This is a genomic window from Vibrio sp. G-C-1 (assembly GCF_021728015.1).
In the GTDB taxonomy this organism is placed as follows: domain Bacteria; phylum Pseudomonadota; class Gammaproteobacteria; order Enterobacterales; family Vibrionaceae; genus Vibrio; species Vibrio splendidus.
In genome coordinates, this window is the sequence record NZ_JAKKCR010000001.1 from 563,897 (window position 1) to 587,762 (window position 23,866).

The following is a 23,866-nucleotide window of genomic DNA, read 5'->3' on the forward strand; positions in this document are numbered from 1 at the left end:
GGTGGATTTTTCTGTGTGCATGGTTTAGGCGGTTCTTTTCGATATTGAGTGACAAACGAAGTCATAGCTTAAATATCGAATACGTTTAATAGGTTGGTTTTTAATTAGATTTAGTCACAAAAATATGTGAGGATAAATAATGGAAACAATACCAGTGCATATGTTGGATAATACATGCCGGTCTTGGTATTAGTATTTCGTATGTTTTATTTTAGATTTATATTAGGATAAATAATCGTGTTGAAATATCACACTCGAAGCTGAAGCGTGCAATAGAGTGTGATTGTCAGATTTCAACAGAGTATTATTGAGCTAAGTCAGCGATAAATGTTTGTTTATAACTGGCACTCGTTTTCAGCTCGTCTCTAATCCATTGATTAAACAAGCTAAAGTCAGAATGTATTTGCCAGAAAAGGGATGCAATAACTCGCTTGCCAAAAAAATCGGGGTGGTCTGTAATCACCTTAAGTTTACTGTCTTCTACTCTTCCCTCGATGAGAAACCCCGGTAAAAAAGCGATGCCTTTTTGAGCCTTACATAGATCGATGATGGTTTCTAAATCATCTATTCGCCATAGGTTGTATGAAGCGATATTCGATAAGTTAAGAAGTTCTTCGAATCCATCCATTAATAGAATACGCCACGATGAAAAGTCAGGCTGAAGTGATACTAGATCTTCATGTGCTACCCACCAACAGTTGACGTGAAAAAGCTCTTCTATATTAAAGTCGTTATTTGTCTTGTGATATGGGTTTCCTAGCGCAAGGTCTATTTTTCCCTCCTGTATATAGTTCCCTAAAACGAAACTCGGTTTTGTTACAATCAACAAGTCGACATTAGGAAATACTTCTGAAAATGCTAGTAGTGCTTTCTTTACGTTTTTATTAAACACCAGAGGGTCTATACCTACTCGATAAACTATTTGGTCCGATATATTCATTTGCTGTGCGTTTGTGACTAGATCACGATATTTCGATACCACAGGTAAAGATAATTGGAATAGGCGCTTTCCTTTCTCAGTTAGCCAAACTTTAGAGTGTCCCCTATTAAATACATTGAAACCTAAATCGGACTCAAGATTTTGAACAGCCGTGCTAACTGTTGATTGTGACTTGCCAAGCTTGCGAGCAGCAGAGCTAAATGAACCTTCCTCAACTACCGCTATGAACGAAATGATATTTTCGAAATGTAGTTTCATGATTCGACTAACCTTATGACACAAATAAATTATAATTTTTTAATTATAATAATAGCTTGATGATAATTTTAATGCAACATCATTTATAAGGAATAATAAAGGGTTTTTAATTTATTATTAGGGTTTAACCAAAGGTTATATAGGTTTGTCAATAATACAAACATTGACGTATGTCTTGTTTTTTTAATTTTAAAATTCAAACTCTCATTTCTTTATTTGGTTTATTGTCTATTTAACTAACTGTTAAATATGAATTTTATTTTTTCATTAGAGTTTTTTGTGTGTTGTTTTGATCATTTATCACTCTGGCTATTGATTAAGTCGATAGGGGTTATTTTCCATAGATTGGTAGTGCTAATTATAATAGCGACGAATTTTCAACAGCCCTTATAGGAAGAAATAATGATTACTAAGCTATACGTTAAAACAAGCATGTTTTTATCACAATTCAAGAACGATGAGCGCGGCGTAACTGCGATTGAATATGGTCTTATTGCAGTAGCAATGGCTGTATTAGTAACTGCTGCAGTAGGCCCAACTGGTTTCCTTGGTGAACTTAAATCTGCTTTTGGTAAAATAGCGGGCGCAATTAAGACTGCTGGTACAGCCACGCCATAGATTTCTATGTAAAAATACCGAAAGGTATTTGTGCCAGACCTATGTTTCCATTGGTCTGGCTCAATTAATTGTGGATATCAATTAAGACATGCTTACGCCAATTCATATAAATTTAGGTGATATTTCTAATTTTGAGTTTTGAAGTATATTTACTGATTTTGGTAATCGTGTGCACCTATGTATCGGCTACCGATTTTCTCTATCGAAAGATACAAAATCACGCCTTGTTGATAGTGCTCTTTTTGCAATGTTTTTTGTCACCGTTAGACATTCAAATTATGAGCTTTCTGCTGGTGTTAGGGGGAGGGCTGATTGTTTATGCCCTGATTTGGATTGGAGCCGGTGATATTAAATATGCCGCGGTTCTATCACTTACCATACCTCTTAACGATTTACATTGGGCGTTTGTTATGACGGCTTTTTCCGGTGGTTTTTTAGCCGTTGTTTACCTCGTAAATAACAAGCTGAGAAATAAAAAGCTAACAAGAAGCATGTTGAACGACCGACAAGGTATTCCATATGGGATAGCAATTAGCGTTGGATTTTACTTGGTAATTTTAACTCAAAACACGCCACATATATAACCCTCCAAGAATGAGAACATTATGAGATCTCGACTGGTATTACTTGTTGCCATTGCTGCCCTAATAGTTGGCGCGCTAGGCGTTGTCGATTTGTTCAAGAGTGAACCTCAACCGACAACGACCGCTGAAGTGGTGGAAGACAAAAACGAAGAACATGTTGCCGTTTGGATGACCACGGAACCTTATGAAAAAGGACGTGCGCTCGATGCGCAAGGCGTTGTTAAACAACAACTCCCTCTTAGCCAAGCATTGACGCTTGGTGTTAGAGAAGACGCTCAAATCAACTTTGCACCCTCCACTTTACTCAATCGAAGCCTCAACGCTGGCGAGGTTGTACTGCCTGAATATCAAGTGACGCCCGGTCAGCCTGGATACATAGATCTTTTGGTCACGGAAGGCATGACGTTGTACCCACTTAAAGTCAGTGACAAAAACTTAATCAACGATTACATCCGTCCTGGAACGTCCATCGATATCTTAACTGTAAGTTCTCCGAACGCTAACTTAGCTGGAAATATCGATAAGCCGAAGCGCTTTAGAGGGGTGAAGGCGTCGATGTTTCTTAAAAACGTCAAAGTACTCAACATTGGAAATGATGCAACTGGCGATAGCTCAATTACCGCTCGCGCTCCGAGTAAAGAGGATGGACTGACTACGGTGGTCATCGAAGTTAGCCCCGACGAGTTACCAAAACTTGCATTAGCGCAACGAACAATGCACATCGAGATTTACCGAAGCCAAACCTACACGCAACCTGAGTATGCAGAGGTGCGCAATATTATCGATAACTATACCGGGATTGCTGAGTTACGTGGTAACGAGAACAACCCGAGAGAGGCTTTGTGATGATGATTCACCATCGAATCAAGCAAGTACTGTTTGCTTCCATTCTAGTGCTGCTGATTGGCTTACTTTCTATAACAAACGCTTTTGCCGCCGATCGCTCCATCACGCTCAACGATGGTCAGCACATCCAGTTAAAAAGTCCGATTGGCCAAGTGTTTATTAATAACCCTGACATCGTCGACTACAAAATAATCAACGACAACACGATAGTTGTGTTCGCCAATGCTATTGGGCAATCGCGACTGATCGTCTATGGCATTGATGGTGATGTTCTGCTTTCCGATCGCATTATTGTTGATTTGAATTTAACGGATATCAGACGTCAACTCAAATTCCATTTCCCTGATGCCAAAGTCAAGGTTCAGTCTGTAGGAGAGCAAGTCGCCGTGAGTGGCCTTGTTGATTCTGAAGCAACTCGTGACGATATCTATCGTTTGGTTGCCACTCTGCTTGGACGAGAAAAAACAGAGAAATGGGACAAAACGGTGAAGCTGGAGTTTAAGTCTGACAGCTCAAATTATGAAGAGCCCGAAAGCATGGTGTTTGCCCGCAATATGACGTGGGAAGGGATCATCGAACGCATTGAAGTTGCAACGACCCAGCAGGTTAACGTCAAAATATCTGTGGCCCAGGTAACGGAGTCGTTTGGACAAACCGTTGGTGTTGATTGGAGTTCAGTCGGTTCAAGCGTCGGCGAATTTGTTTTCGACCAATTCGATGCAGCAAACCTAAGCACCCTAATAACTGCATTAGGTAACGACCAGATTGCTGCAGTTCTGGCTGAGCCTAACTTAACCGTGCTGTCCGGTGAATCAGCAAGCTTCCTTGTCGGCGGAGAAGTGCCCGTTATCGTGTCGACGAACAGCAACGTAAACATCTCTTTCAAAGAGTTCGGTATCAAACTCGATCTTACTGCGAAAGTGCTTAGCCAAGACAGAATCCGTATGCAACTCGCGCCAGAAGTAAGCGAAGTCGAAGGTTATGTCGAAGCGGCAGGAATCAAAGTGCCGCAACTGGCTTCACGACGTGCGATGACAACCGTAGAGTTAGCCGATGGCGACAGCTTCGTCCTTGGTGGCTTGATGAGCAGTGCTGATTTAGAAAAAATGCAAAAAATCCCTTTTGTTGGCGATATTCCCGTTCTAGGTGCCGCATTCCGAAAAGCAACCACAGAAAGAAAACGTACTGAACTGATCATCGTTGCTACCGTGAATCTTGTTGAACCGATGAAACCGAAAGACATTCAACTGCCTTACATCAAGAAGACTTCTACATTGGCGCGCTGGCTAAACATTAAGTGGGATGGCAGGTCGGTAACGTCTTCCGATGCAACGATTCGTCTATTGTCGCAAGGAGGGTTTATCCAATGAAGAAATTACTATTAATGGCGTTATTTACCACGTCACTTTTAGGCTGCGCCTCTGAGCAATATTTTGTTGGTCATGGTGCTGAAGCCTTGGTGTACAAAGAGCATCACAGCTTTGAGTTTGCGATGAAAAACCGCGCTGAAACGACCAAGCAGATCAACGCTTTGATTCAGGATATTGAGTCAATGGATAAAGAAGCTACCTATGTCGTGGATTACAAGTCAACCCGCAGCAAACCGATGTTGCAAAAGATCTTCGATCAATATCCGTCACATGTCATCGCGCCACTAAGAGTCTCGTATCGAAGCGCTCCGTTGTTACCGAGCGACTTAAAGATTCAAGTGACCTTAACGCGTTTGAAGACTCAAGAATGCGCGCCAGCACAGATTCACGTTCGGTTGAGGCAGCCAGACTGCTTTGCTGAATCGATGCGCTTGAAGCAAGTTGCTTACAAGTCTCGATTGGTAGGAGAGCAATAATGTTTGACCTGACTAAAGCATTAACAACAAAGGCTAAGCCAGTGCAAACCGGAACGACAGGGGTTGCCGGATGTACTTTGTTCTATCAATCTCAAGAGTGTTTAGATCTTGTTCAAGAAGTCTTTCGATTTGAAGGGTGGAATGATCCTGCATGCGTTAAAGCCAAAGCGGGGTTGACCAAACTGACAGAGCAACAGAGTAGCCATATCGTTATTCTGGAACTGAATGAATCGACCAATGTGGTTGAAGACGCTAAAGCCTTTGCAAGTAAACTACCCACACACAAAGGCGTGGTTGTGATTGGTAAAGAGGATGCCATTTCTACGCTTCGTTCTCTTAAAGACATGGGTTTTTACTACGTGTTCTGGCCGGTGAATAAGCAGGAATTTGCTGACTTCTTAAATCACGTTAGCAAGAACCTGAAGACGTTCTCTGGTGTGAGTCAGAAACGCAAAGCGAAGCGCGTGGCGATTGTCGGTTCAAAAGGTGGCGTTGGCGCATCGTTTATCACTACTGAGTTGAGCTCAACATTATCGACGCAAGGCTCGGACACGATTCTTGTCGATCATCAATATGCCGATACCAACATTGATGTCTTGCTTGGCTTAAAGGATTTTAAGCCGAGAACCATCGATGAGTTCACCGCACCATTGCACGAAATGGATGAAGAAGGGGCGTTGAGTTACCTAATCAACGCTCGCAAAAATTTACGACTGTTGGCGATTGATGGCGACATGAGCCAAAGCGATGTTCTTAATTACAACCAGACCTTGTGCGAGTTGTTAGCGCGCAACACCAATTTCATTATCGAAGACTTTTCTGGTGGTGTGGATTTCAAAGTTGAACCTCAACTCTTGGTAGAAAACTTTGATGTGGTTGTGTTGGTGTTAGACGCATCTGTGTCTTCAGTAAGAAGTGCAAAACGACTGTATGAAAAAGTCTCCAACTTACAGCTTTCGTTATCGTCGCGTACTCGTGTGATTACGGTGGTGAACTACCATCGCCCGGAAAACGCTTACGTCTTACAAAAGCCCGATCTTATTAAGTATCTAGGCGCAGAAGTTGATCTCGAAGTCGACTACTGCAAAGCGCTGGCGCATATCATTATCGATGGAAAACGCGGGCATAAGCATGACCGTCATATTAGTCGTTCTATGGAACAGTTGGTGAAGCTGATTAATGGTCAACCTATGGACCAGAAGGGCATGAACTCTTGGTTTAAAAAGGTGCGTGCTAAATGAGTTCTAACAAAGACTTATACCTCGCGTTTCGTGGTCAGATATTTGAAGCCCTAGATGCAGAAGCGGTTCAGAAAATGAGCCGCAGAGATCTTGAATCGCAGATACAAGCGGCGGTTGATTTGTTGGCGAATAGCTACCAAAGACCGATCACCTCGATGATGAAGTTAGGGTTAGTGAAAAGCCTAATCGATGAACTGTTTGGTTTAGGGCCTTTACAGCCTTTGGTCGAAGATCAGTCCATTTCCGACATCATGGTGAACGGGCCCAACAACATTTTTTTCGAACGACATGGCAAGGTGAAAAAGTCCGAAGTATCGTTTGTGAATGAAGAACAGTTGTTGGCCATTGCTAAGCGCATTGCGTCACGTGTCGGAAGACGTGTCGATGAACTTTCGCCGACGGTCGACGCCAGGTTAGAAGACGGCAGCCGTGTGAACATCGTGATTCCTCCCATTTCGTTGGATGGCACATCGATCTCGATTCGTAAGTTCAGAGAGCAGAACATCGGTTTTGAAGATTTGATTGGCTTTGGGTCGATGTCTCCAGACATGGCGCGAGTGCTGATGATCGCTTCTCGTTGCCGCATCAATGTGTTGATTTCTGGCGGTACAGGCTCAGGTAAAACCACGTTGCTCAACGCATTGTCTCAATACATTGCCGAAGATGAACGCATCGTTACGATTGAAGATGCGGCCGAACTGCGTCTGCAACAACCCAACTTGGTTCGACTCGAAACGCGAACCCCAAGTGTTGAGCAAACCGGAGCGGTAACGCAGCGTGAATTGGTTATTAACGCGCTTCGTATGCGTCCAGACCGCATTATTCTTGGTGAGTGTCGTGGTTCTGAAGCGTTTGAAATGCTGCAAGCTATGAATACCGGGCACGATGGGTCGATGTCTACGTTGCACGCCAACACCCCGCGAGATGCGATTGCTCGTGTTGAGTCGATGGTCATGATGGCGAACTTAAATCAGCCTCTTGATGCGATTAGAAGAACGATCGTGAGCGCCGTTCAAATGATTGTTCAAGTCAACAGGTTGCGCGATGGATCTCGTAAGATCACAAGCATCTCGGAAATCGTCGGCTTAGAAGGCGACAGCGTAGTGATGGAAGAGATTTATCGTTTTCGTTATGACGACGCTCATTACGGAGAAACCGTAAAAGGCGAATTCGTCACCGACGGCATTATGCAACGATCTGAGCTTGTGAAAAAAGCACAATTCTTCGGGCTCTATGAAGAGCTGAAAGCATCATTTAAGGGGGCCTAGCATGCTTTGGCTTTCGTTAATCCTCTTTGCGTTTGTGCTGCTTTTGATTCGAGATTCAAAGCTAAAAAAGGTTAGTCAGTTTTTCAATATTGAAGAAGTTGAAGCCGAAAACTTCAATGCCATTAACGTCAAGTCTTTGGTTCGTAAACGAAACTGGCAAAAGTTCAAAGAGTCCATATCACCCACGTTAATGGTGTTAGGCCCGCGTTCTTCTCTTTACATTGCGCTCTATATTACGGGCAGCATCATCGCATCTTGGTACATCGTTGTTGAATTGCTATCAATCACCAATACGTGGTTAATGCTGGGCTCATCTATGGTATTTACACTTTGCGGTTATCGGTTCCTGGTGACAAGAAGACGTCGCGAATTTGAGAATACGTTCCCAGATGCGCTGAATATTCTAATGAGTGCGGTCACTGCGGGTGACAGCTTAATGCAAGCCATCAGTTATGTAGGCGATGTGATGCACAATCCGATAGGCCGCGAATTTAAGCTAATGGGCGACCGACTTAAGTTGGGTGAGTCACCAGAAGTGGTGCTTCAGCGATCGTGCAAAAACTACCCCTACCCAGAGTTTCTATTCTTTACCGTGACTATCAGGGCGAATATTGCTCGAGGTGGGCAACTTAAAGGCGTGATGGCGCGGTTGATTAGAGTGCTAGTGGACTCTCGAACGCTAGAGAAAAAGAAAATGGCGATGACTTCGGAGGCTCGAATTTCCGCCAAAATAGTTGCGGCTATTCCTCTGATTTTTATGCTTATTCTCAACTACGTTAATCCCGATAATGTGGAGTTTGTTCTCTACGATCCAGAAGGAAGGCTCGTATTGTTTTACGTGCTTGGTAGTGAACTGTTCGGTCTATTGCTTGTTTGGTTGTTAGTGAGAGGAGTACGCGCATGATGTTATTGGCTTCCCTTATTGTGTTGTTTTTTTCGCTACTGTTTTTGATTGTTGATTCTATTCGTAAAGAGCAGCGACATAAGAAGGTTGCGCTCTATATCGGGGATAATTCGGCTCGCGCACCTTCGCGCGTAAATCGCTTTTTTGTTCGTTTTGGTAAAGAACATCGCCAAGAACTCGAGCAAAAAATGATAGAGGCGGGTTATTACAACACGGATTGGGCAAAATTCTATTTTCCGGCCAAGTTGTTGGTATTGGCGTTGGTTTCAGGCTTGGTGCTGTTAGGGGATATGACGTCAACCAACAAACTGCTCGTGGTTATTTTCTCGCTGATTGGCGTCATTGTCGTCCCAGATACAATGCTTCAAATGCGCCGCAAGATGTTGATCAGTCGAACCTCAGCTCAATTGCCGTATTTGCTCGACATGATGTCGGTATGTGTTCAAACCGGTATGACGATTGAAGCGGCGCTGGTTTATTTGGGGAAAGAGCTGGCTGAATTTGATTCAGATCTTTGTTACCAAATTAAGCGCACATCGGACTCGGCGAAAATACACGGACTAGAGAAGGCGCTCAATGATCTGAGTGAACGTATCCCGACGCCTCCAGTACGAAGCTTTGTACTGACCATCATCCAAAACCTGCAATACGGAACATCGGTAGCGAGTGTGTTAAGTGACCTCGCGGAAGACATGCGAAAAGTGCAAATTCTTACCGTCGAGGAAAAGGTAGGTAAGCTCTCTGCGAAGATGAGTGTCCCATTGATCCTTTTCATCATGTTCCCGATCGTTATCTTGATTCTCGCGCCGAGCATCATGCAAATGACATTGAATATATAGGGAGATGACGAGTGAATAGAAAACGTTTTTGTCTCATTTTGTTGTCGATGAGTGTGTTGGCGGGCTGTCAATCGGCCCCTTCACCACAAGACTTGCAGCTTGCCGACGTTACTAGCATGGAAAAAGTGAAGAACTATGATGGCCTAATTAGCTATTACAAAGCTGAATTACAGCAAGGCTCTGAAGAGCCAGAGGTAAAAGAGAAACTGGCGTGGGCATATTTCAACAAAGGGGATATCGAATCGGCAGACTTCTATGTTCAACACTTGCAAAAAGAGGGTGTTGAAAATCCCAACTTGTACCAGTTAGAAGGACAAGTGTTTGATGCAAAAAATGACGTTGAAAGTGCCATTGCCGCTTATCTAGCTTCTATCGAGGCGGGAAATACAACGGGTCAAATTCACGTCTTGCTCGGCGTGTCTTACACCAAGATTGGAAGATTCAATGAAGCGTACCAAGAGCTCAATCGAGCACGTTTACGCGGTTATGATGATGTCGTTGTTAAAAACAACATTGCAATGATTCAAATGGCCAATGGTGAGTACCAACAGGCGATCGAAACGTTAGCTCCGGTTTTAAAAGAAGACCCAGCGAATAAGATCGTTAAAGCGAACCTAGCTATCGCACTAATGAAAACTCAGCAAATCGACTCAGCCAAAAAGTTACTCAAAGGTGACTTCTCAGCGGAAGAGATCCAGAGCATCGCCGCTGAATTAACTCAACTAGGAGTTAATGATGAAGCGTCTTAATAAGCAGAAGGGCGTGACGGCGATTGAGTTTGTGTTGGGTGCGCTTGTTCTGTTTTTCGCCACCTTCGCGATCTTTGAATCGAGCTATCAAATCTACGTCGTGAATATGACCGAGTACTCGCTGAGAGAAACCATCAGGAATACCAAAATATATGAAGGTAAAGGGATCAACGAGCAGTACGAAACTAAGTTCAAATCGTTAATCGAAGATGATGACAATCTATGGAGTTTCTTAATCGATAGCTCAAGGTTCTCTATCGCAGGTCAGTACTTCAAAACCTATGATGATTTTATCGCGAATAGGGGACACTCTGATCAAGGGTTGAACTTCAATTACAACTTAGCCGAGATCACCGTGACCTACCGCTACACCCCAGTCATTAAACTGACTGGTGCTGCGGTTAGGGATATTTCAAGCACTATGGTTTTGAACTTAGAACACGAGGGCTGGAAAGATGATGCTCCGTAAGCAACATGTGCTTTTTAAAAGGCGCCAGCAAGGTTCGTACACCATTGAGTTAGTTTTCATTCTTGTGGCCTTATGGGGCGTTTATTTGTTTGGCGCAGACTTGAGCTATCAATTACTCGCGCGCGCCAAGCTTGATCGATCCAGCTTTGCCTTAGTCAATGTTATCAAAGAGCGTACTCGTTATTTTGAAGCCGATGTATTGGCAGGACAAAACCTACCTGTAACTAATTCAGAGTTAGAAGACATGGCTAAAGTGGCAAGTCGCATGCTCAACACGCCAGTTGATAACGTGGCGATCAAGATAGAGTCATTGACCAATAAAACGAATGTCGCTGAATTCTCAACCAGCAAGTATAGAAGCTTAAATTGTAAAACCGATTCGATTCTCGCGCATGCGGATTTAGCTCCGGAAGAAAAGGGCGTTGTGTATCCACTGTACCGAATTAGCCTTTGTGAAGAGCAGAGTTCTTGGTTCAAGCCCTTCTTCAACGGTGGCACAAGTACTACGGTTAAGATTGGCTCTTCGTCAATAATGCCAGGGAGATAATGAAATGAAAATGCGGCACGAACGTCATATTAATCGCCAGCATATCAGCCTCCAAAGACAACAAGGGGTTGCCGCGGTGTGGATGGGCTTATTGCTTGTTCCAATCATGGGCATGACCTTTTGGGCGGTTGAGGGCACACGTTATGTACAAGAGACCAGCCGACTAAGAGACTCAGCAGAGGCTGCGGCGATAGCGGTAACCATTGAAGACCAACCGGATCAGGCTCGCGGGCTCGCGACCAAATATGTTGAAAACTATGTACGTGACATTAAATCAACTAACCTATCCACAAAGCGTGTCCATCAAGCTGAAGACGAGGTGGCAGGGGTTCTTGAATACATCCAATACACAGTGAATGCTAAGACCACGCACGACTCTTGGTTCGCAAGCAGCTTTATCCCTTCGTTTAATCAGCAACAAGATTTGGCGGGGCGTTCGTTAGCTCGAAAGTACCCAGTCTACCTTGGGGATAACAACATCGATATTGTTTTTGTTTCAGATTTTTCTGGTTCGATGAATAAAAAGTGGGGCTCAAGTCGTAACAAGAAAATAGACGATTTGAAAATGGCCATCGATGAAATATCAAACAAAATCCTTTGCACATCGATTAAGCGAGTGCGTGTAAATGGAGAGTTGAAAAACGTTTGTGATGAGCCCGGAGGAGATACAACCGGAGACAAGCTGCTTAACCGAGTTGGTTTTGTACCTTTTAACGTTCGAACGAGGGAGATCGTCTCGGGAAATCAAGCTCGGGCGACAAGTCAGTTGACCTATAAAGATAACTATAGAACGTATGTATCACCTTATTCCTACAACGATGTTGACTGGGATTACTGGCGCACCTATTCGCAAAATGAGGTGATCAACTGTGCGAATTGGCAATCATATTGTCCCAATCCAAAATCGGACAATCGACGGTACGCGAAACGCATTCAGGATGTGATTTATCAAGATCCTTACTTGGTTGCAGATGTCTACAACTACGTTGATTTCCCGAGTTCGGTATCGACGATGTTTGCTGACAAGTCAGGATTAAAGTCCAACTTCTATGGAGTGAGCAATACAATTCTATTTGACGGGTATGGTTCAGAGTCATCCCAGTTTTCTAACATTCAGCTATCGAACAAGATCTCAGATTTAGACCAGATTAACTCGATGTGGGCACAGGGAAGTACGGCGGTTTTTCAGGGCATTTTGAGAGGTTCTCAGGTGCTCCATGATGGTGACCCGAACAGTTCCGATCAAGAAGAGCAGCAAATCTACAACAAGAAAATTAAGATGTTACTGATCTTAAGCGATGGGCAGGAGAGTCCGAATAACGGCATCCTCAAAGGGTTAGTCGACAGAGGAATGTGTAACAAAGCAAGGAATGAAATACCGGGCTTATACATCGGTGTTATTGGTATCGATTTTCGAGCATCTCAACAAAGTGGTTTTCAAGACTGCGTTGTCGACCCAAATGAAGACATCATCGACGTATCTAACCTAGATGAATTGATTAAAAAGATAGAAGAACTCATCCGTAAAGGCTCAAAAACAAGCGGAATAACTAAGTTGTACTAGAGGAAAATATGAAAAAGTTAATGATCGGTTCAATCGTCATATCGACATTGCAATTTTGCCTTATCGCCAACGCGGGAGAAGGCATCAGTGTTTATTGCGATACTGCGTTCAGTGAGTATCAACACAGTGTCACGGTTGATGATGTCGTTGGCATTGCACAGCACAGACAGGGCTTTTTACAAATTGAACGGCCGTCTGACAGCAGTAAGCTAAAACAAGCGTTAGCAGGTCAATCCAATCTAGGTATGAACCAGTCAGGATGTAAGACTTGGATCAGTAACCAAGAGCGTCACGGGTTGTTGGCACGACTTCATTTTGGTTTTGACCAACACAACTTATCGCCGATGGGCAGCAAAGCACTGAGCCAACTTGCAGGCGAGCTCAAGACTAACGGCAGTGCGATTACGGTGGATGGACACACTGACAGCACCGGCGCAGAAGGTTATAACCAAGCATTGGGGCTTCAAAGAGCACTGACGACGTCGAATGGTTTAATCGCGGATGGTGTCGAGAAGAATCGCCTTGTTCTACGCTCATTTGGTGAAAGTAAACCTATTGCCTCCAACGCAACTTCAGAGGGTAGAGCCAGTAATCGACGCTCAGAAATCTGGGCCTCTACGAACGATGCCACTGAATTAGAAAATTAAGATGTAGGGTTTGGTTGTTGCTTGGTTCTGCTTAGTGCTTGGTTGTTGCTTAGTACTAGGTAATAACCGCCCTAGATTGTCGCTCTTGGGATTTTTGTTACAACGTATACTAATGAATATTCAATTAAGTTTAACTGTCTGATACTAAAGAAATATTAATGCTTTTTGATAAGTTCTCTTCTGAAGGGATGCAAAAAAATATCGATGTCGATACTTGGGTATCTATATTGGATAACATACGAGACATAATGGACGCATCGAATGCGGGCATCATCATGATCTCTGATTTGAGTTGCTCTGGTTCTGAGAGTGTTTGGAGCTCCTCAAACATATCGTGTAACCAACATAAGAGCAAAATTAGCCTCTTTTGTGAGTATGTGCATAACGAAAATCGCACGGTCTATTTGAGTGGTCATGCTGGTGGTGATTCCGTTTCTGCGAATGGGGCGGATGCTTATAAGTCGTTTTGTGGCGTCCCGGTAAGAGATATCGATGGCGAAGTGTTTGCGGTGCTCTTGGTTTTTGATTTAAGCCCAACAGCGTATACCGAGAGCCAAGTTAGCTTGATTGAAAACATATCGACTCTATTGCGTTCTGAAATTCTAATGAAAGAAGAGAGCCGGATTTTATACAAAAATAGTCATTTTGATATCATGACGACGCTGCTTAATCGAAGGGGATTCTTCCACGAATTCAATAAAGCAAACATAAGCGATGGTGAGATCGTTTGTTTGTATTTCGACTTGGATAATTTGAAGTATATCAATGATACCTATGGCCACTTCAAAGGTGATGACTATATCTCTGGCTTTGCGTCATGCATAAAAAACAATTCAAAGTACAACATTATATCGGCTAGGGTCGGTGGTGATGAGTTCATTGTCGTCATACACTCAGAAGAGGCTGGTTATGCTTCTGAGTTGGTCAATAACATTCACGCTGAATTCGATGATTTCATTGAAGGCTTTCGTTGCGATGATGAGGTGCCACTCGGTTTTTCATATGGTTGTGGTACGGCGGATTCCCGAAGTTTCAACATCATAAATCTAATAAAGTCTTCCGATGAAAACATGTACCTCAATAAGAAGAACAAGATTTAGATGTTCGTGACAGGCGTAAAAAAGCCCACTAGTGTGGGCTTAGATGTAGATGTAGATGTAGATGTAGATGTAGATGTAAATATTGCAGTCTTCTAAACTAAGTTCGAATGATCATTTGTTCGCGCTCTGGACCTACCGATACCATCACGATTGGCACACCCATCAATTCTTCGATACGCGTAACGTAATCTTGTGCTGCTTGAGGAAGGCTCTCAAACGTGCGGCAACCTGTGATGTCTTCATCCCAGCCAGCCATATCTTCATATACAGGTTTTAGCTCAGCCGTTTGTGGCCAAATCGGGTTCTCAGTATGTTCACCTGAGTAAGCGGTACAGATCTTAAGTTCAGACAAACCAGATAGGCAGTCAATCTTAGTCAGTGCGATTTCAGTCGCGGCTTGTAGGTCAACGCCGTTGCGAGTTGCTACTGCATCAAAGTAACCCATATCACGTGGGCGACCCGTCGTTGCACCATATTCGTTAGAGCTTTCGCGGAAGCTATCTTGCTCTTCCATTGCAGTTACTAGCGTACCAGTACCAACAGACGAGCTGAACGATTTAGCAACAGCAATAACACGCTCAGGGCGAAGGGCAGGTAAACCGCTACCAATGCCAGCATAAGCTGCGGTTACATTCGAAGACGTTGTCCAAGGGTATTCACCGTAGACAAGATCGCGACCTGCGCCTAACTGAGCTTCGAATAGTAGGTTCGCGTCTTGTGATTGCAGTGCTTTTAGCGGCTCAGTTACGTTGCAGATGAACGGGCGCCACGCTTTAGTCACTTCAAGTAGCCACTCTGTCATTTCAGAAGCTGTCTGAGTGAAATCACATTGAGGGTATAGAGCCTTCAGTTGAGGCATCTTCCAATCAAGCAGGAATTGAATGCGCTGCTCTAAAATCTCAGGTTGATTCAACCAACCAACAAGAATGCCTTTCTTCATCACGCGATCGCCGTAAGCTGGTGCAATACCTTGACGTGTTGAACCGTAAGCGCCGTCACCCAAACGCTCTTCTTCAAGCGTATCTTCAAGGGCGTGTAAAGGGAGGCACAGTGTCGCACGATCTGAGATCGCCATTTTCACTTTGATGCCAGCCTCTTGAACTTCTGCAATTTCTTGAGTTAGCGCAGCAGGGCTGATCACCATGCCTGGGCCAAGAACCGCCGTACAATCAGGATTAAAAATACCACTAGGTAGTTGGTGCAGTTTGAATGTACCGAAGTCGTTTACTACGGTATGGCCTGCATTGTTTCCGCCTTGAAAACGAATGCTAGCAGAAGCTTGGTCTGCTAAAAAATCGACGATGCGGCCTTTGCCTTCATCACCCCAGTTTGCGCCCACAACAACGATAGATGGCATAATTTTTCTCCTAACTGATTGAGAAATCATGTTAGGCCTACAAAGTGGATAAGAGAAATTAATTATCTTTATTATCTTGATAAGGATTCCATATATCCTTAAAGTCTTAAGCTACAAACGAGATTCCCTATCGCGTTCGTTTCTCACTGTAGGGAATGACGGGGCATTCTTTACTTTAGGGAATGATGTAAGTGACACGAGAGAGAGGACATGATGCTCGATATTAATTTGTTGAAGACGTTTGTGACGCTAGCGGAGTACAAGCATTTTGGGAAAGCGGCCATTGCACTGCATATGACACAACCCAATGTGAGTTTGCACCTAAAACAACTGGAACAACAAACACGCATAAAGTTGATAGAGAGAAGCCCTTTTCAATTGACTCAAGCGGGTGAACGGCTATTGGAAACAAGCCAAAGAACGCTACTCGAACTGCAGATTTGTCAGGCCGATCTCAACGCCATTAACGACCTTAAAATAGGGACGTTAACCATTGCTGTAAGTGACATTATTTCCCGGTTCTTGTTGATTCGCCCGTTTCAGAAGTTCAAAGCGCAGTATCCGGGTATCGATCTCACGTTGCTGAATACCACGTCATCTCAGGCATCGAGTTTAGTTAAGAACGCTCAGGCGGATCTTGGGTTTGTTATAGCTAAAGAACAGCACAACGAGTCATTATATTTCACTAAGCTACAAGAGCTTTCTTGGTGTGCGCTTGGCGATGGGTTTGATATCCAAGACTCTGATGTAGAGCTCACTTTGATTCTACTTGGCCATGATACGAGAACGCGTGACTTCATTGATGAAGGTTTACCAAGCCTTAATCTGCCTAATTATAGGGTGATGGAAGTAGGGAGTGTCGACGCTCAAATCGATTGGGCAGAAGCCGGTTTTGGTGTGGCTATCGTGCCTGAGTTTGCGGTATCCACCAAGCAGTATCTGCATTCGAAAGTGACACCGTTGACCAACTTCTCGAGCACCAGCCTCGGTTATATTGTTCGGCAGAACCAAGTGTTGTCGAAAGCCACCAAGCAGTTGTTAGGTTGGGTGAATGATGAGATTACTCTGTTGCAAAACCAATAACTCCTTCTGATCTTAGTAGCCCACCTCGTGTGGGCTTTTTTGTGTCTAAATCCTGCTCTATAAACTAGCATCTAGAGAAGTTACACAACTTAAGGTTTGGTAAACCTTCACAGCAGAATTGTTGTTCGACGAACTAAAACTCTTTGCATAGGAAGTTTGCGTTGGTTAACTATTCGCCAGTTTGATAATTGACTAAATTTTATAAAATAAACTAATATACCATGACGTTAATTAGATACTTTGCTCGAAAATATTGTTTGGAACCCTAAGTTAGCACAGTACAAGAATGCTTAGTTTGTATTGGATTCGATAAGCCCGATTCAGCTAGCGCTGAAGAAACCGGTTATCTCAATCTGGCTTAAGCTTCTAAAGGTGGTGAAGTCATATAACTTATATATGGATATGTAAGGTATGTTAGAGAGTCAACATTTGGGTATTCAACACAGGCTGCGCTCATTAAGCACATCTGATGCTGATGAGCTCGCCATGTTCCAGTCGAGTAAAAACCGCAGCTACACCAAACTTGCTTCAGGTGCATTTCACGTTAATTATATTGAAGTTAACCTCGATGATGTACAGGTATTCACTGAAACTCTCAATGTCGGTGCAAGAATTCAAGCCGCTCCAGCGAGCCACTATTTGCCATTTGCAGCGATTGTCTCTGAAGGAACCCAAGGTAACTTTTACGGATGTCCATTGCCTGATAAGCCTTTCATTCAAGCGACAGGCGGAGAGTGGGATATTCAGGTCTCTAATCGTATGCAGTATGTGTGCTCGGCATTTAACCGAGAACGCCTTTACACAAACTATTACAACCTAACGGGGCGAGAGTTTCCTCAAGAGTGGTTGTCTAGCCGAGTCACAAATACTTCTCGCCAAGCGCTTGCTCGCTATAGCCATGGCATCCAGCGAATACTTATTCTTGTTCGTCTTCAACCGACTATTCTTATTTACCCTTCAATCACAAAACTATTAAGTGATGCTGCTTTTAACCTACTCATGGGTACTCTGCTCCCGACTCTGGAGCTTTCAGAGGATCTCGCCCCTTTTTCTAAGCGAACTAGGGGAACGCGAAAAGCAATAGAGTTTATTAGTGAACATGCACACCAAGTTCCAACCGTTCCCGAGTTGTGTGAGGTGGCGGCGCTTAGTGAACGCAGCTTGCAATACGGATTCAAAGAGCTGCTAGGTGTGACACCCATAAAATATTTACGGATTGTGAGACTTAATGGTGCCCATCGTGATTTATCCACTTGTTTAGAAAAAGGTGTTCCAAGGGTCGTTGATGTGGCACTAAAGTGGGGCTTTTTAGAGCTCGGCCGATTTGCCAAAGAATACGCCGAATTTTACAACGAACTGCCGTCCGAAACGCTGCGCCATAAAAAGTGGTAACCGTAGTCTCAAATATTAAACAGCATTCACTTTGCGGTAATTGCATATAACCTCCTTGTTTATATTGATAGCATTTATGTTTGAAGCGTAATTTCTACATTCATTTGTTACCAATAAAGGGATCATTATATGTACAAGAATTTAGTTCCGCTTATCGCGTTGGCGCTGTCTGCCAATGCGATAGCCATCGAATCCAAACCTGCCTCAAAGGCTACTATAGCTACTAACCAGGCTGTACTGAAGGCTTTACCTTTCTCCAATAAGCAAGATTTTGAGGACGCTAAGCGAGGGCTTATTGCGGTTCAAGATACCGTTACCGTAAAAAATGAAGCTGGTGATGTTGTTTGGGATCTCGAGGAGTATAAAAAATACATCTCGTTAGATAAGGCGTCTCCCGAGAGTGTTAACCCCAGTTTATGGCGAAATGCCCAACTCAACATGATCAATGGTCTCTTCAAAGTAGCCGATGGCATTTACCAAGTTCGTGGCTATGACTTATCAAATATTACGTTTATTGAAGGCAAGACGGGTTGGATTGTCTTTGACCCTCTGATCTCACAAGAGGTGGCGAAAGTTGCATTAGATTTCGTGAACAAAGAGTTGGGTGAGAGGCCTGTTACTGCCGTTATATACAGTCATAGTCACCTAGACCATTTTGGTGGCGTACGTGGCATCGTGGACGAAAAAGACGTTGAATCGGGTAAAGTACAGATCATCGCTTCACAGGGCTTTACCGAACACGCGGTGTCAGAAAACGTGATTGCTGGCAACACTATGGGTCGTCGAGCTATTTATATGTACGGCGCGCTTCTTCCGCGTAATGAGTTTGGCAGCGTGAATGGTGGGTTGGGCCAGACTACCTCTACAGGTCAGGCTACCCTGATTAAGCCAACAGACCTAATTAAAGAAACAGGCGAAGAAAGAGTGGTCGATGGCGTAAAAATGGTTTTCCAATACACGCCCGGCACAGAAGCTCCAACTGAGATGAACACGTGGATACCGGAGAAAAAAGCACTTTGGATGGCTGAAAATACCACGAACACCATGCATAACATCCTAACTCTGCGTGGAGCACAAGTTCGTGATGCATTGAAATGGTCTAGCTATTTGAATGAAACCATAGAGATGTGGGGAGATGAAGTTGAAGTGAAGTTTCAAAGTCACCACTGGCCTTTATGGGGCAAAGAAGACATTAATAATTACTTCAAAAAACAACGTGATATTTACAAGTATACCCATGACCAATCGGTACGTTTGATGAATCAAGGCTATACGGGAGAAGAGATCTCAGAAACGATCAAGCTGCCAAATTCGTTGGAAGATAATTGGGCAACACGAGGCTATTATGGAACACTAAGACACAATAGCCGAGCTATCTATCAGCGCTATATGGGCTGGTACACAGGAAATCCTTCAGATCTGAATAACTTGCCTCCAGTGGATGTTGCTGTGAAATACATCGAGTATATGGGGGGAGAGAAAGCCGTTATTGAAAAAGCAAAAGTCGATTTTGACAAAGGTGAATATCGTTGGGTTGCTGAAGCATTGAAACATGTCGTTTTCGCTAATCCAGAATCCAAGCAAGGCAAAATGCTGTTGGCCGACACCTATGAACAACTAGGCTACCAATCTGAGTCAGGCCCTTGGCGTTCAGTATATCTTCAAGGAGCCTACGAACTTCGCAATGGGACGCCAGAGTCAGGTGGATTAACCACAGCGTCTCCAGATATCATCAAAAATATGCCTCCTGAAATGCTTTTTGATTACTTGTCGGTACGCATTCTGCCAGAGCAAGCGGAAGGTAAGCTCTTCTCAATCAACATTGCGTTTACGGATTTAGAGGAAGCCTACACACTTTCAATGGAAAATTCGGTACTCAATTACACTCGTGAAGTGACTAGAACACCAGATGTCAGTCTAACTTTGTCCAAAAAGACCCTTGATGACATTCAATTGGGTACTGTATCTCTAGAAAGCTCAGTGGCAAATGGAGATTTAGTGATTGAGGGCGACTCGCAAGTTTTTAAAGACTTTATGAACATGCTCGATAGCTTTAAGTTTTGGTTCAACATCGTGACACCTTAACGATGCCAAAGTTAATAAGAGTGGTCATATTATACTTTACGTTGAGTGCAGACCCTTTGTGGGCTTGCACCTTCGATGGTGTTTTTAATAACCCTTTTGTGGAGAGCTACGCAGGAGCGTTCGATGTTGCACTTGCTACTCATAACGAAGTTCAGAAACGTACGATGATAAAGCCGGATAAATTAGATGGACAAGCTGGGTTAAGACGTGCCAGTTGGTTGTTAACCTTGTTTATTCAAAATCAGAGTCGTGAGTTAACGGTTGGTTCGTACATTTACTTAGTTGATCGTCGCCTGTGGAGTAAAATAGATACTGACATGAAGCTAATGATACATGTAGACCAGCCTCAAACCTCTGCACCAGTGTTACTTATGTCCGAAGCTGCTTTGTTGAATATAGTCTCTAACACAATAGAGTTTCAAAGTGCGTTAGATGTGGGTGTGGTGAAACGAAATCGCACTCCGAAAAGCTAATGCTAATTCAGAAATTGAAGAGAATTATCGAAAGAGCAACCAGTAAAGAGCAGCAAATGAAGTGCTGCTCTTTACTATTGTTCAAACTGCCTCAACTAAACCCTGCGCACGATTACACAATCAAAGCGGCTTTCTTAATATGAAGTCGGTAATAACCAACGCCGCTACTAATGATAAACAACACATCTAATAACACCGCTACGGGTGAGCCAACCAATATGTCATGAGCTACCCACACCAAAGTACCAATCACCATTAACCAGCGCATTAGCTTATCATTGGCCGTGAATGAAGCCTTGGTATGAAGTAGTGAGCCAATACAGCTGAGTGTAGTTACAAGGTCACTGAAGGTGAGGATGGTGCCTAATACCGTGACAAAATAAAATAGCCATTTCATTCTAGGATCTGAGATAAAGATCCCTGCGAAATAACGACACGCACCAATCACCAACAGACATGCGGCTGTCCACTCTTGAAGCAATGCGAAATGCGCGGCGATCAACAAGGCTGAAATCGTCAATGTCGCCAACAATTTGGTGCGGCTTTTAAATTGAAATGAAGCGATATCGAATAGGGAAGCCAAACCTACCAATATTTGGGATGCGATAAAAAAGGACACAAGTCCTCCAACAACAGAAAGAAGTAACACGGGGGAGATTGAGTGATCGGCTTGTGATATCGATGAATTTTTAAAACGAGCAAGCAAATACAAGTCGTTGAACCGACAAACTTATTGTTGTTGGTTTATTTAGAGTCTTGAGATATCAAACCATCAGTGATGTGTTAGGCGTTGGGGAGATAAACCGCGATAGCTCTTAAGGGAAGGGAACTTCCAACAGATTGAAAGGTGTTTGTTATCGGGCAGATCGCGTCTGAAGAGCTTAGCCAAGCAAGTGTGTGCATTGTTACTCCTCGTATCGATTGCCGTAAGTAGGCCGCCAGTGTATCGCCTTGAATGCACAAATGGTATCAATGTTACTTCCTATTACACATTTGAGTTTTCGAATAAATCTGCTTTGCGTGGCCACAACCAGACTAATCCCAATTCCCAATCTTCACTTCAGACTTACCTATCTGAAATCTTGTTAAATAAAATTGATTATTGACAATGTTTGACGATCAAACTAAATTCCAGCTATTGATTTGATAATCAAACTACTTGTCCGTCAAGGTACTTATTTGAGCAAGATTGATCAGTAAGGACTTCTAACATTGAACACACGAGCTAAGGACGCCATTTTGAGTTTTCCAACACGTCATCAACACAACTTCTCTTCACACAGCCAACAAGGTGAAAAACGTACTTTCTACGTTCTTTTGTTGACTGTCATCACCATGGTTGTCGAGATCGTTGCCGGTACTGTTTACGGCTCCATGGCATTGCTTGCCGATGGTTGGCACATGGGAACACACGCGGCGGCGTTTGGTATTACCTTGTTCGCCTACCGTTATGCAAAGAAACATGCGCAGAGCGAACGTTTCTCTTTCGGTACTGGCAAAGTCAGTGTGCTAGGGGGATACACCAGCGCAATAGCATTGGGAATTGTGGCGCTGTTGATGCTGGTGGAGTCAATACACCGCTTGTTCAACCCGCAAGCCATTCAGTTCAATGAAGCGATCATCGTGGCATGTATTGGTTTGACGGTGAATGTTGTGAGTATGTTTTTGCTAGGGGATCATCATCATGACCACGGACATGATCATGGACACGAACACTCTCATTCTGAACATAAGGGACACAGCCACGATAATCAACATGATGAACATCAAGAACACGCAGGGCACAAAGGACATCATCACGATCACAACCTGCGTGCGGCCTACATGCACGTCTTGGCCGATACATTGACGTCTCTGCTGGCGATCGTGGCACTGCTATTTGGTAAGTTTTACGGTTGGAACTGGTTGGATGCCGCAATGGGGATGGTTGGCGCGGTTGTGATTGCGAAATGGACCATGAACCTGATGAAGCAGACGAGCCCAATTCTGTTGGATGAGAATATCCACCAAGACTATCGAGATTCGGTAACTGAAACACTAACGCCATACGCAGCGGTAACCGATTTCCACATGTGGAAGGTGAGCGGGCATCACTACTCAGCGGCGATTACTCTTGAATCAAACAGTGATAAAAGCGTCTCTGAATATAAACAAATGCTCGCCAAGTTTGATAAGATTAACCATCTTACTCTTGAAGTGCACTCAAACAGCCATGCGAAATATAGAACAGCTTAATCAAATACTGACTGAGTTCTACGATAAAATGTCTTCGTGGGAGCAATCTGTTGTCAAAGAAACGGGTTACTCCTTAGCGCAAGTGCATACCATCGAAGTGCTTGGTATGCATGGTGCGTTAAGAATGAAAGAACTGGCAGAAAAGCTTGGCATTACTACTGGCACGCTCACCGTTCAAATCGAAAAGCTGGTTAAGGCACAGTTGATTGAGCGTCATGAACACCCAACGGATCGTCGTGCGATTGTGGTGGCCTTGACCGATGAAGGTCAGAAGATCCACGTTCACCACAATCAGCTTCACTTGAATCTCGTTAATGAACTCACACAAGAGTTCGAAGAAGATGAGAAAGCCGTATTACTAAAATGCCTGACTAAGATGGTGAAAGCGTTTTAGGCTTAGTTAGCACAGAGCACAGAGCACAGAACTTAGAACCAAGAGTCAACAACCAAGAACACAGATAAATGGACCGTACTCGAATAGAGGCGGTCCATTTTTTATGAATCTAAGAAATTGAGTTTCGTTTTGGCTCCTCTGATGAGCCAAAATAATGTCACTACAAACGTAATGGACTGAAAAGTACGAAAGTCTTTTAATTCAAAGCCTTGCTATAACTACTGTTCAAGGCGTGTTCGACCCGTCAAATAGCTGTCTCCCAAATTTTCAATTCAACTAATGTACACGTAAGCAATTTGTGTTATTGATGTTTTTATCTTTAGTGAGAAGATTCATTCTCTGGTTGAATGCCATGAGGATGTCACTGCTAGCGAGCTGAACAGTCTCTGGATTTAGTGCTCATTACTGATACAAAAATCATAACAAT

General features: G+C 43.6%; 24 protein-coding genes. 21 read left to right on the plus strand and 3 right to left on the minus strand.

Annotated features, from left to right (window positions below):
- Positions 1-304: 304 nt before the first annotated feature.
- Positions 305-1,198 (minus strand): LysR family transcriptional regulator, encoded by an 894-nt coding sequence (locus L3V36_RS02565; protein ID WP_017090281.1) that lies wholly within the window; start codon positions 1,196-1,198, stop codon positions 305-307.
- Between the two features lie 402 nt (positions 1,199-1,600).
- Between L3V36_RS02565 and L3V36_RS02570 the strand changes: the two genes are divergently transcribed.
- The 15 genes from L3V36_RS02570 to L3V36_RS02640 all read left to right on the plus strand — a co-directional run bounded on the left by L3V36_RS02570 (position 1,601) and on the right by L3V36_RS02640 (position 14,420).
- On the plus strand, positions 1,601-1,816 hold the full coding sequence (locus tag L3V36_RS02570; RefSeq protein WP_017090280.1) for a Flp family type IVb pilin: 216 nt from the start codon (positions 1,601-1,603) through the stop codon (positions 1,814-1,816).
- Between the two features lie 131 nt (positions 1,817-1,947).
- A complete protein-coding gene (locus tag L3V36_RS02575; protein WP_017090279.1) occupies positions 1,948-2,400 on the plus strand; it encodes a prepilin peptidase in 453 nt (150 codons plus the stop codon).
- Between the two features lie 21 nt (positions 2,401-2,421).
- Positions 2,422-3,246, plus strand: coding sequence for a Flp pilus assembly protein CpaB (cpaB, locus tag L3V36_RS02580; protein WP_017090278.1), 825 nt, complete (start codon positions 2,422-2,424; stop codon positions 3,244-3,246).
- A complete protein-coding gene (locus L3V36_RS02585) occupies positions 3,246-4,616 on the plus strand; it encodes a pilus assembly protein N-terminal domain-containing protein (RefSeq protein ID WP_102447941.1) in 1,371 nt (456 codons plus the stop codon). The genes cpaB and L3V36_RS02585 overlap by 1 nt, the downstream gene beginning before the upstream one ends.
- A complete protein-coding gene (locus L3V36_RS02590) occupies positions 4,613-5,092 on the plus strand; it encodes a hypothetical protein (RefSeq protein WP_017090276.1) in 480 nt (159 codons plus the stop codon). The genes L3V36_RS02585 and L3V36_RS02590 overlap by 4 nt, the downstream gene beginning before the upstream one ends.
- On the plus strand, positions 5,092-6,333 hold the full coding sequence (locus tag L3V36_RS02595; protein WP_102447940.1) for a P-loop NTPase: 1,242 nt from the start codon (positions 5,092-5,094) through the stop codon (positions 6,331-6,333). Before L3V36_RS02590 ends, L3V36_RS02595 begins: the two co-directional genes overlap by 1 nt.
- Positions 6,330-7,601 carry a CpaF family protein gene (locus L3V36_RS02600; protein ID WP_017090274.1) on the plus strand — a complete coding sequence of 424 codons (1,272 nt, stop codon included), beginning with the start codon at positions 6,330-6,332 and terminating at the stop codon, positions 7,599-7,601. The genes L3V36_RS02595 and L3V36_RS02600 overlap by 4 nt, the downstream gene beginning before the upstream one ends.
- A gap of 1 nt (position 7,602) precedes the next feature.
- Complete coding sequence (locus L3V36_RS02605) at positions 7,603-8,505, plus strand: type II secretion system F family protein (protein WP_102447939.1); 903 nt, start codon at positions 7,603-7,605, stop codon at positions 8,503-8,505.
- Positions 8,502-9,344, plus strand: coding sequence for a type II secretion system F family protein (locus tag L3V36_RS02610; RefSeq protein WP_102447938.1), 843 nt, complete (start codon positions 8,502-8,504; stop codon positions 9,342-9,344). Before L3V36_RS02605 ends, L3V36_RS02610 begins: the two co-directional genes overlap by 4 nt.
- 47 nt (positions 9,345-9,391) lie before the next feature.
- The gene (locus L3V36_RS02615) at positions 9,392-10,093 is read left to right on the plus strand and encodes a tetratricopeptide repeat protein (RefSeq protein ID WP_102447937.1); all 702 of its coding nucleotides are present in this window, start codon (positions 9,392-9,394) and stop codon (positions 10,091-10,093) included.
- Positions 10,080-10,562 (plus strand): TadE/TadG family type IV pilus assembly protein, encoded by a 483-nt coding sequence (locus tag L3V36_RS02620; RefSeq protein ID WP_102447936.1) that lies wholly within the window; start codon positions 10,080-10,082, stop codon positions 10,560-10,562. Before L3V36_RS02615 ends, L3V36_RS02620 begins: the two co-directional genes overlap by 14 nt.
- Positions 10,552-11,109, plus strand: a complete 558-nt coding sequence (gene tadF, locus L3V36_RS02625; protein WP_102447935.1) for a tight adherence pilus pseudopilin TadF — start codon at positions 10,552-10,554, stop codon at positions 11,107-11,109. Before L3V36_RS02620 ends, tadF begins: the two co-directional genes overlap by 11 nt.
- Positions 11,110-11,119: 10 nt before the next feature.
- Positions 11,120-12,673, plus strand: coding sequence for a TadE/TadG family type IV pilus assembly protein (locus L3V36_RS02630; RefSeq protein ID WP_102448085.1), 1,554 nt, complete (start codon positions 11,120-11,122; stop codon positions 12,671-12,673).
- An 8-nt stretch (positions 12,674-12,681) separates the two neighbouring features.
- Positions 12,682-13,320, plus strand: coding sequence for an OmpA family protein (locus tag L3V36_RS02635; protein WP_102447934.1), 639 nt, complete (start codon positions 12,682-12,684; stop codon positions 13,318-13,320).
- Between the two features lie 158 nt (positions 13,321-13,478).
- Complete coding sequence (locus L3V36_RS02640; RefSeq protein ID WP_017093494.1) at positions 13,479-14,420, plus strand: sensor domain-containing diguanylate cyclase; 942 nt, start codon at positions 13,479-13,481, stop codon at positions 14,418-14,420.
- 97 nt (positions 14,421-14,517) lie between these two features.
- On the opposite strand, the gene L3V36_RS02645 is transcribed toward L3V36_RS02640, so the two are convergent.
- Positions 14,518-15,777, minus strand: coding sequence for an adenylosuccinate synthase (locus L3V36_RS02645; RefSeq protein WP_102447933.1), 1,260 nt, complete (start codon positions 15,775-15,777; stop codon positions 14,518-14,520).
- Positions 15,778-15,987: 210 nt separating this feature from the next.
- Between L3V36_RS02645 and L3V36_RS02650 the strand changes: the two genes are divergently transcribed.
- From L3V36_RS02650 to L3V36_RS02665, 4 genes are all read left to right on the plus strand, one after another.
- Positions 15,988-16,860, plus strand: coding sequence for a LysR family transcriptional regulator (locus tag L3V36_RS02650; protein WP_102447932.1), 873 nt, complete (start codon positions 15,988-15,990; stop codon positions 16,858-16,860).
- Between the two features lie 411 nt (positions 16,861-17,271).
- Positions 17,272-18,252 carry a helix-turn-helix domain-containing protein gene (locus tag L3V36_RS02655; protein WP_065681900.1) on the plus strand — a complete coding sequence of 327 codons (981 nt, stop codon included), beginning with the start codon at positions 17,272-17,274 and terminating at the stop codon, positions 18,250-18,252.
- A gap of 129 nt (positions 18,253-18,381) precedes the next feature.
- Positions 18,382-20,337: an alkyl sulfatase dimerization domain-containing protein gene (locus L3V36_RS02660; protein ID WP_065681899.1), complete on the plus strand. Its 1,956-nt coding sequence runs from the start codon at positions 18,382-18,384 to the stop codon at positions 20,335-20,337.
- Between the two features lie 20 nt (positions 20,338-20,357).
- The gene (locus L3V36_RS02665; protein ID WP_125458470.1) at positions 20,358-20,810 is read left to right on the plus strand and encodes a hypothetical protein; all 453 of its coding nucleotides are present in this window, start codon (positions 20,358-20,360) and stop codon (positions 20,808-20,810) included.
- A 112-nt stretch (positions 20,811-20,922) separates the two neighbouring features.
- Here the strand turns inward: L3V36_RS02665 and L3V36_RS02670 are convergent, their stop codons facing one another.
- The gene (locus L3V36_RS02670) at positions 20,923-21,429 is read right to left on the minus strand and encodes a YgjV family protein (protein WP_102447931.1); all 507 of its coding nucleotides are present in this window, start codon (positions 21,427-21,429) and stop codon (positions 20,923-20,925) included.
- A gap of 620 nt (positions 21,430-22,049) precedes the next feature.
- Here L3V36_RS02670 and dmeF point away from each other — a divergent pair.
- Both dmeF and L3V36_RS02680 read left to right on the plus strand, forming a co-directional pair.
- Positions 22,050-23,045: a CDF family Co(II)/Ni(II) efflux transporter DmeF gene (gene dmeF / locus L3V36_RS02675; protein WP_102447930.1), complete on the plus strand. Its 996-nt coding sequence runs from the start codon at positions 22,050-22,052 to the stop codon at positions 23,043-23,045.
- Positions 23,023-23,439: a MarR family transcriptional regulator gene (locus L3V36_RS02680; protein WP_102447929.1), complete on the plus strand. Its 417-nt coding sequence runs from the start codon at positions 23,023-23,025 to the stop codon at positions 23,437-23,439. The genes dmeF and L3V36_RS02680 overlap by 23 nt, the downstream gene beginning before the upstream one ends.
- Positions 23,440-23,866 lie beyond the last annotated feature (427 nt).

Bases quoted from the DNA above. Each gene is read 5' to 3' on its own strand.
- L3V36_RS02565 (WP_017090281.1), bottom strand. From the start codon at position 1,198: ATGAAACTACATTTCGAAAATATCATTTCGTTCATAGCGGTAGTTGAG.
- L3V36_RS02570 (WP_017090280.1), top strand. From the start codon at position 1,601: ATGATTACTAAGCTATACGTTAAAACAAGCATGTTTTTATCACAATTC.
- cpaB (WP_017090278.1), top strand. From the start codon at position 2,422: ATGAGATCTCGACTGGTATTACTTGTTGCCATTGCTGCCCTAATAGTT.
- L3V36_RS02585 (WP_102447941.1), top strand. From the start codon at position 3,246: ATGATGATTCACCATCGAATCAAGCAAGTACTGTTTGCTTCCATTCTA.
- L3V36_RS02590 (WP_017090276.1), top strand. From the start codon at position 4,613: ATGAAGAAATTACTATTAATGGCGTTATTTACCACGTCACTTTTAGGC.
- L3V36_RS02595 (WP_102447940.1), top strand. From the start codon at position 5,092: ATGTTTGACCTGACTAAAGCATTAACAACAAAGGCTAAGCCAGTGCAA.
- L3V36_RS02600 (WP_017090274.1), top strand. From the start codon at position 6,330: ATGAGTTCTAACAAAGACTTATACCTCGCGTTTCGTGGTCAGATATTT.
- L3V36_RS02605 (WP_102447939.1), top strand. From the start codon at position 7,603: ATGCTTTGGCTTTCGTTAATCCTCTTTGCGTTTGTGCTGCTTTTGATT.
- L3V36_RS02610 (WP_102447938.1), top strand. From the start codon at position 8,502: ATGATGTTATTGGCTTCCCTTATTGTGTTGTTTTTTTCGCTACTGTTT.
- L3V36_RS02615 (WP_102447937.1), top strand. From the start codon at position 9,392: ATGAGTGTGTTGGCGGGCTGTCAATCGGCCCCTTCACCACAAGACTTG.
- L3V36_RS02620 (WP_102447936.1), top strand. From the start codon at position 10,080: ATGAAGCGTCTTAATAAGCAGAAGGGCGTGACGGCGATTGAGTTTGTG.
- tadF (WP_102447935.1), top strand. From the start codon at position 10,552: ATGCTCCGTAAGCAACATGTGCTTTTTAAAAGGCGCCAGCAAGGTTCG.
- L3V36_RS02630 (WP_102448085.1), top strand. From the start codon at position 11,120: ATGCGGCACGAACGTCATATTAATCGCCAGCATATCAGCCTCCAAAGA.
- L3V36_RS02635 (WP_102447934.1), top strand. From the start codon at position 12,682: ATGAAAAAGTTAATGATCGGTTCAATCGTCATATCGACATTGCAATTT.
- L3V36_RS02640 (WP_017093494.1), top strand. From the start codon at position 13,479: ATGCTTTTTGATAAGTTCTCTTCTGAAGGGATGCAAAAAAATATCGAT.
- L3V36_RS02645 (WP_102447933.1), bottom strand. From the start codon at position 15,777: ATGCCATCTATCGTTGTTGTGGGCGCAAACTGGGGTGATGAAGGCAAA.
- L3V36_RS02650 (WP_102447932.1), top strand. From the start codon at position 15,988: ATGATGCTCGATATTAATTTGTTGAAGACGTTTGTGACGCTAGCGGAG.
- L3V36_RS02655 (WP_065681900.1), top strand. From the start codon at position 17,272: ATGTTAGAGAGTCAACATTTGGGTATTCAACACAGGCTGCGCTCATTA.
- L3V36_RS02660 (WP_065681899.1), top strand. From the start codon at position 18,382: ATGTACAAGAATTTAGTTCCGCTTATCGCGTTGGCGCTGTCTGCCAAT.
- L3V36_RS02680 (WP_102447929.1), top strand. From the start codon at position 23,023: ATGCGAAATATAGAACAGCTTAATCAAATACTGACTGAGTTCTACGAT.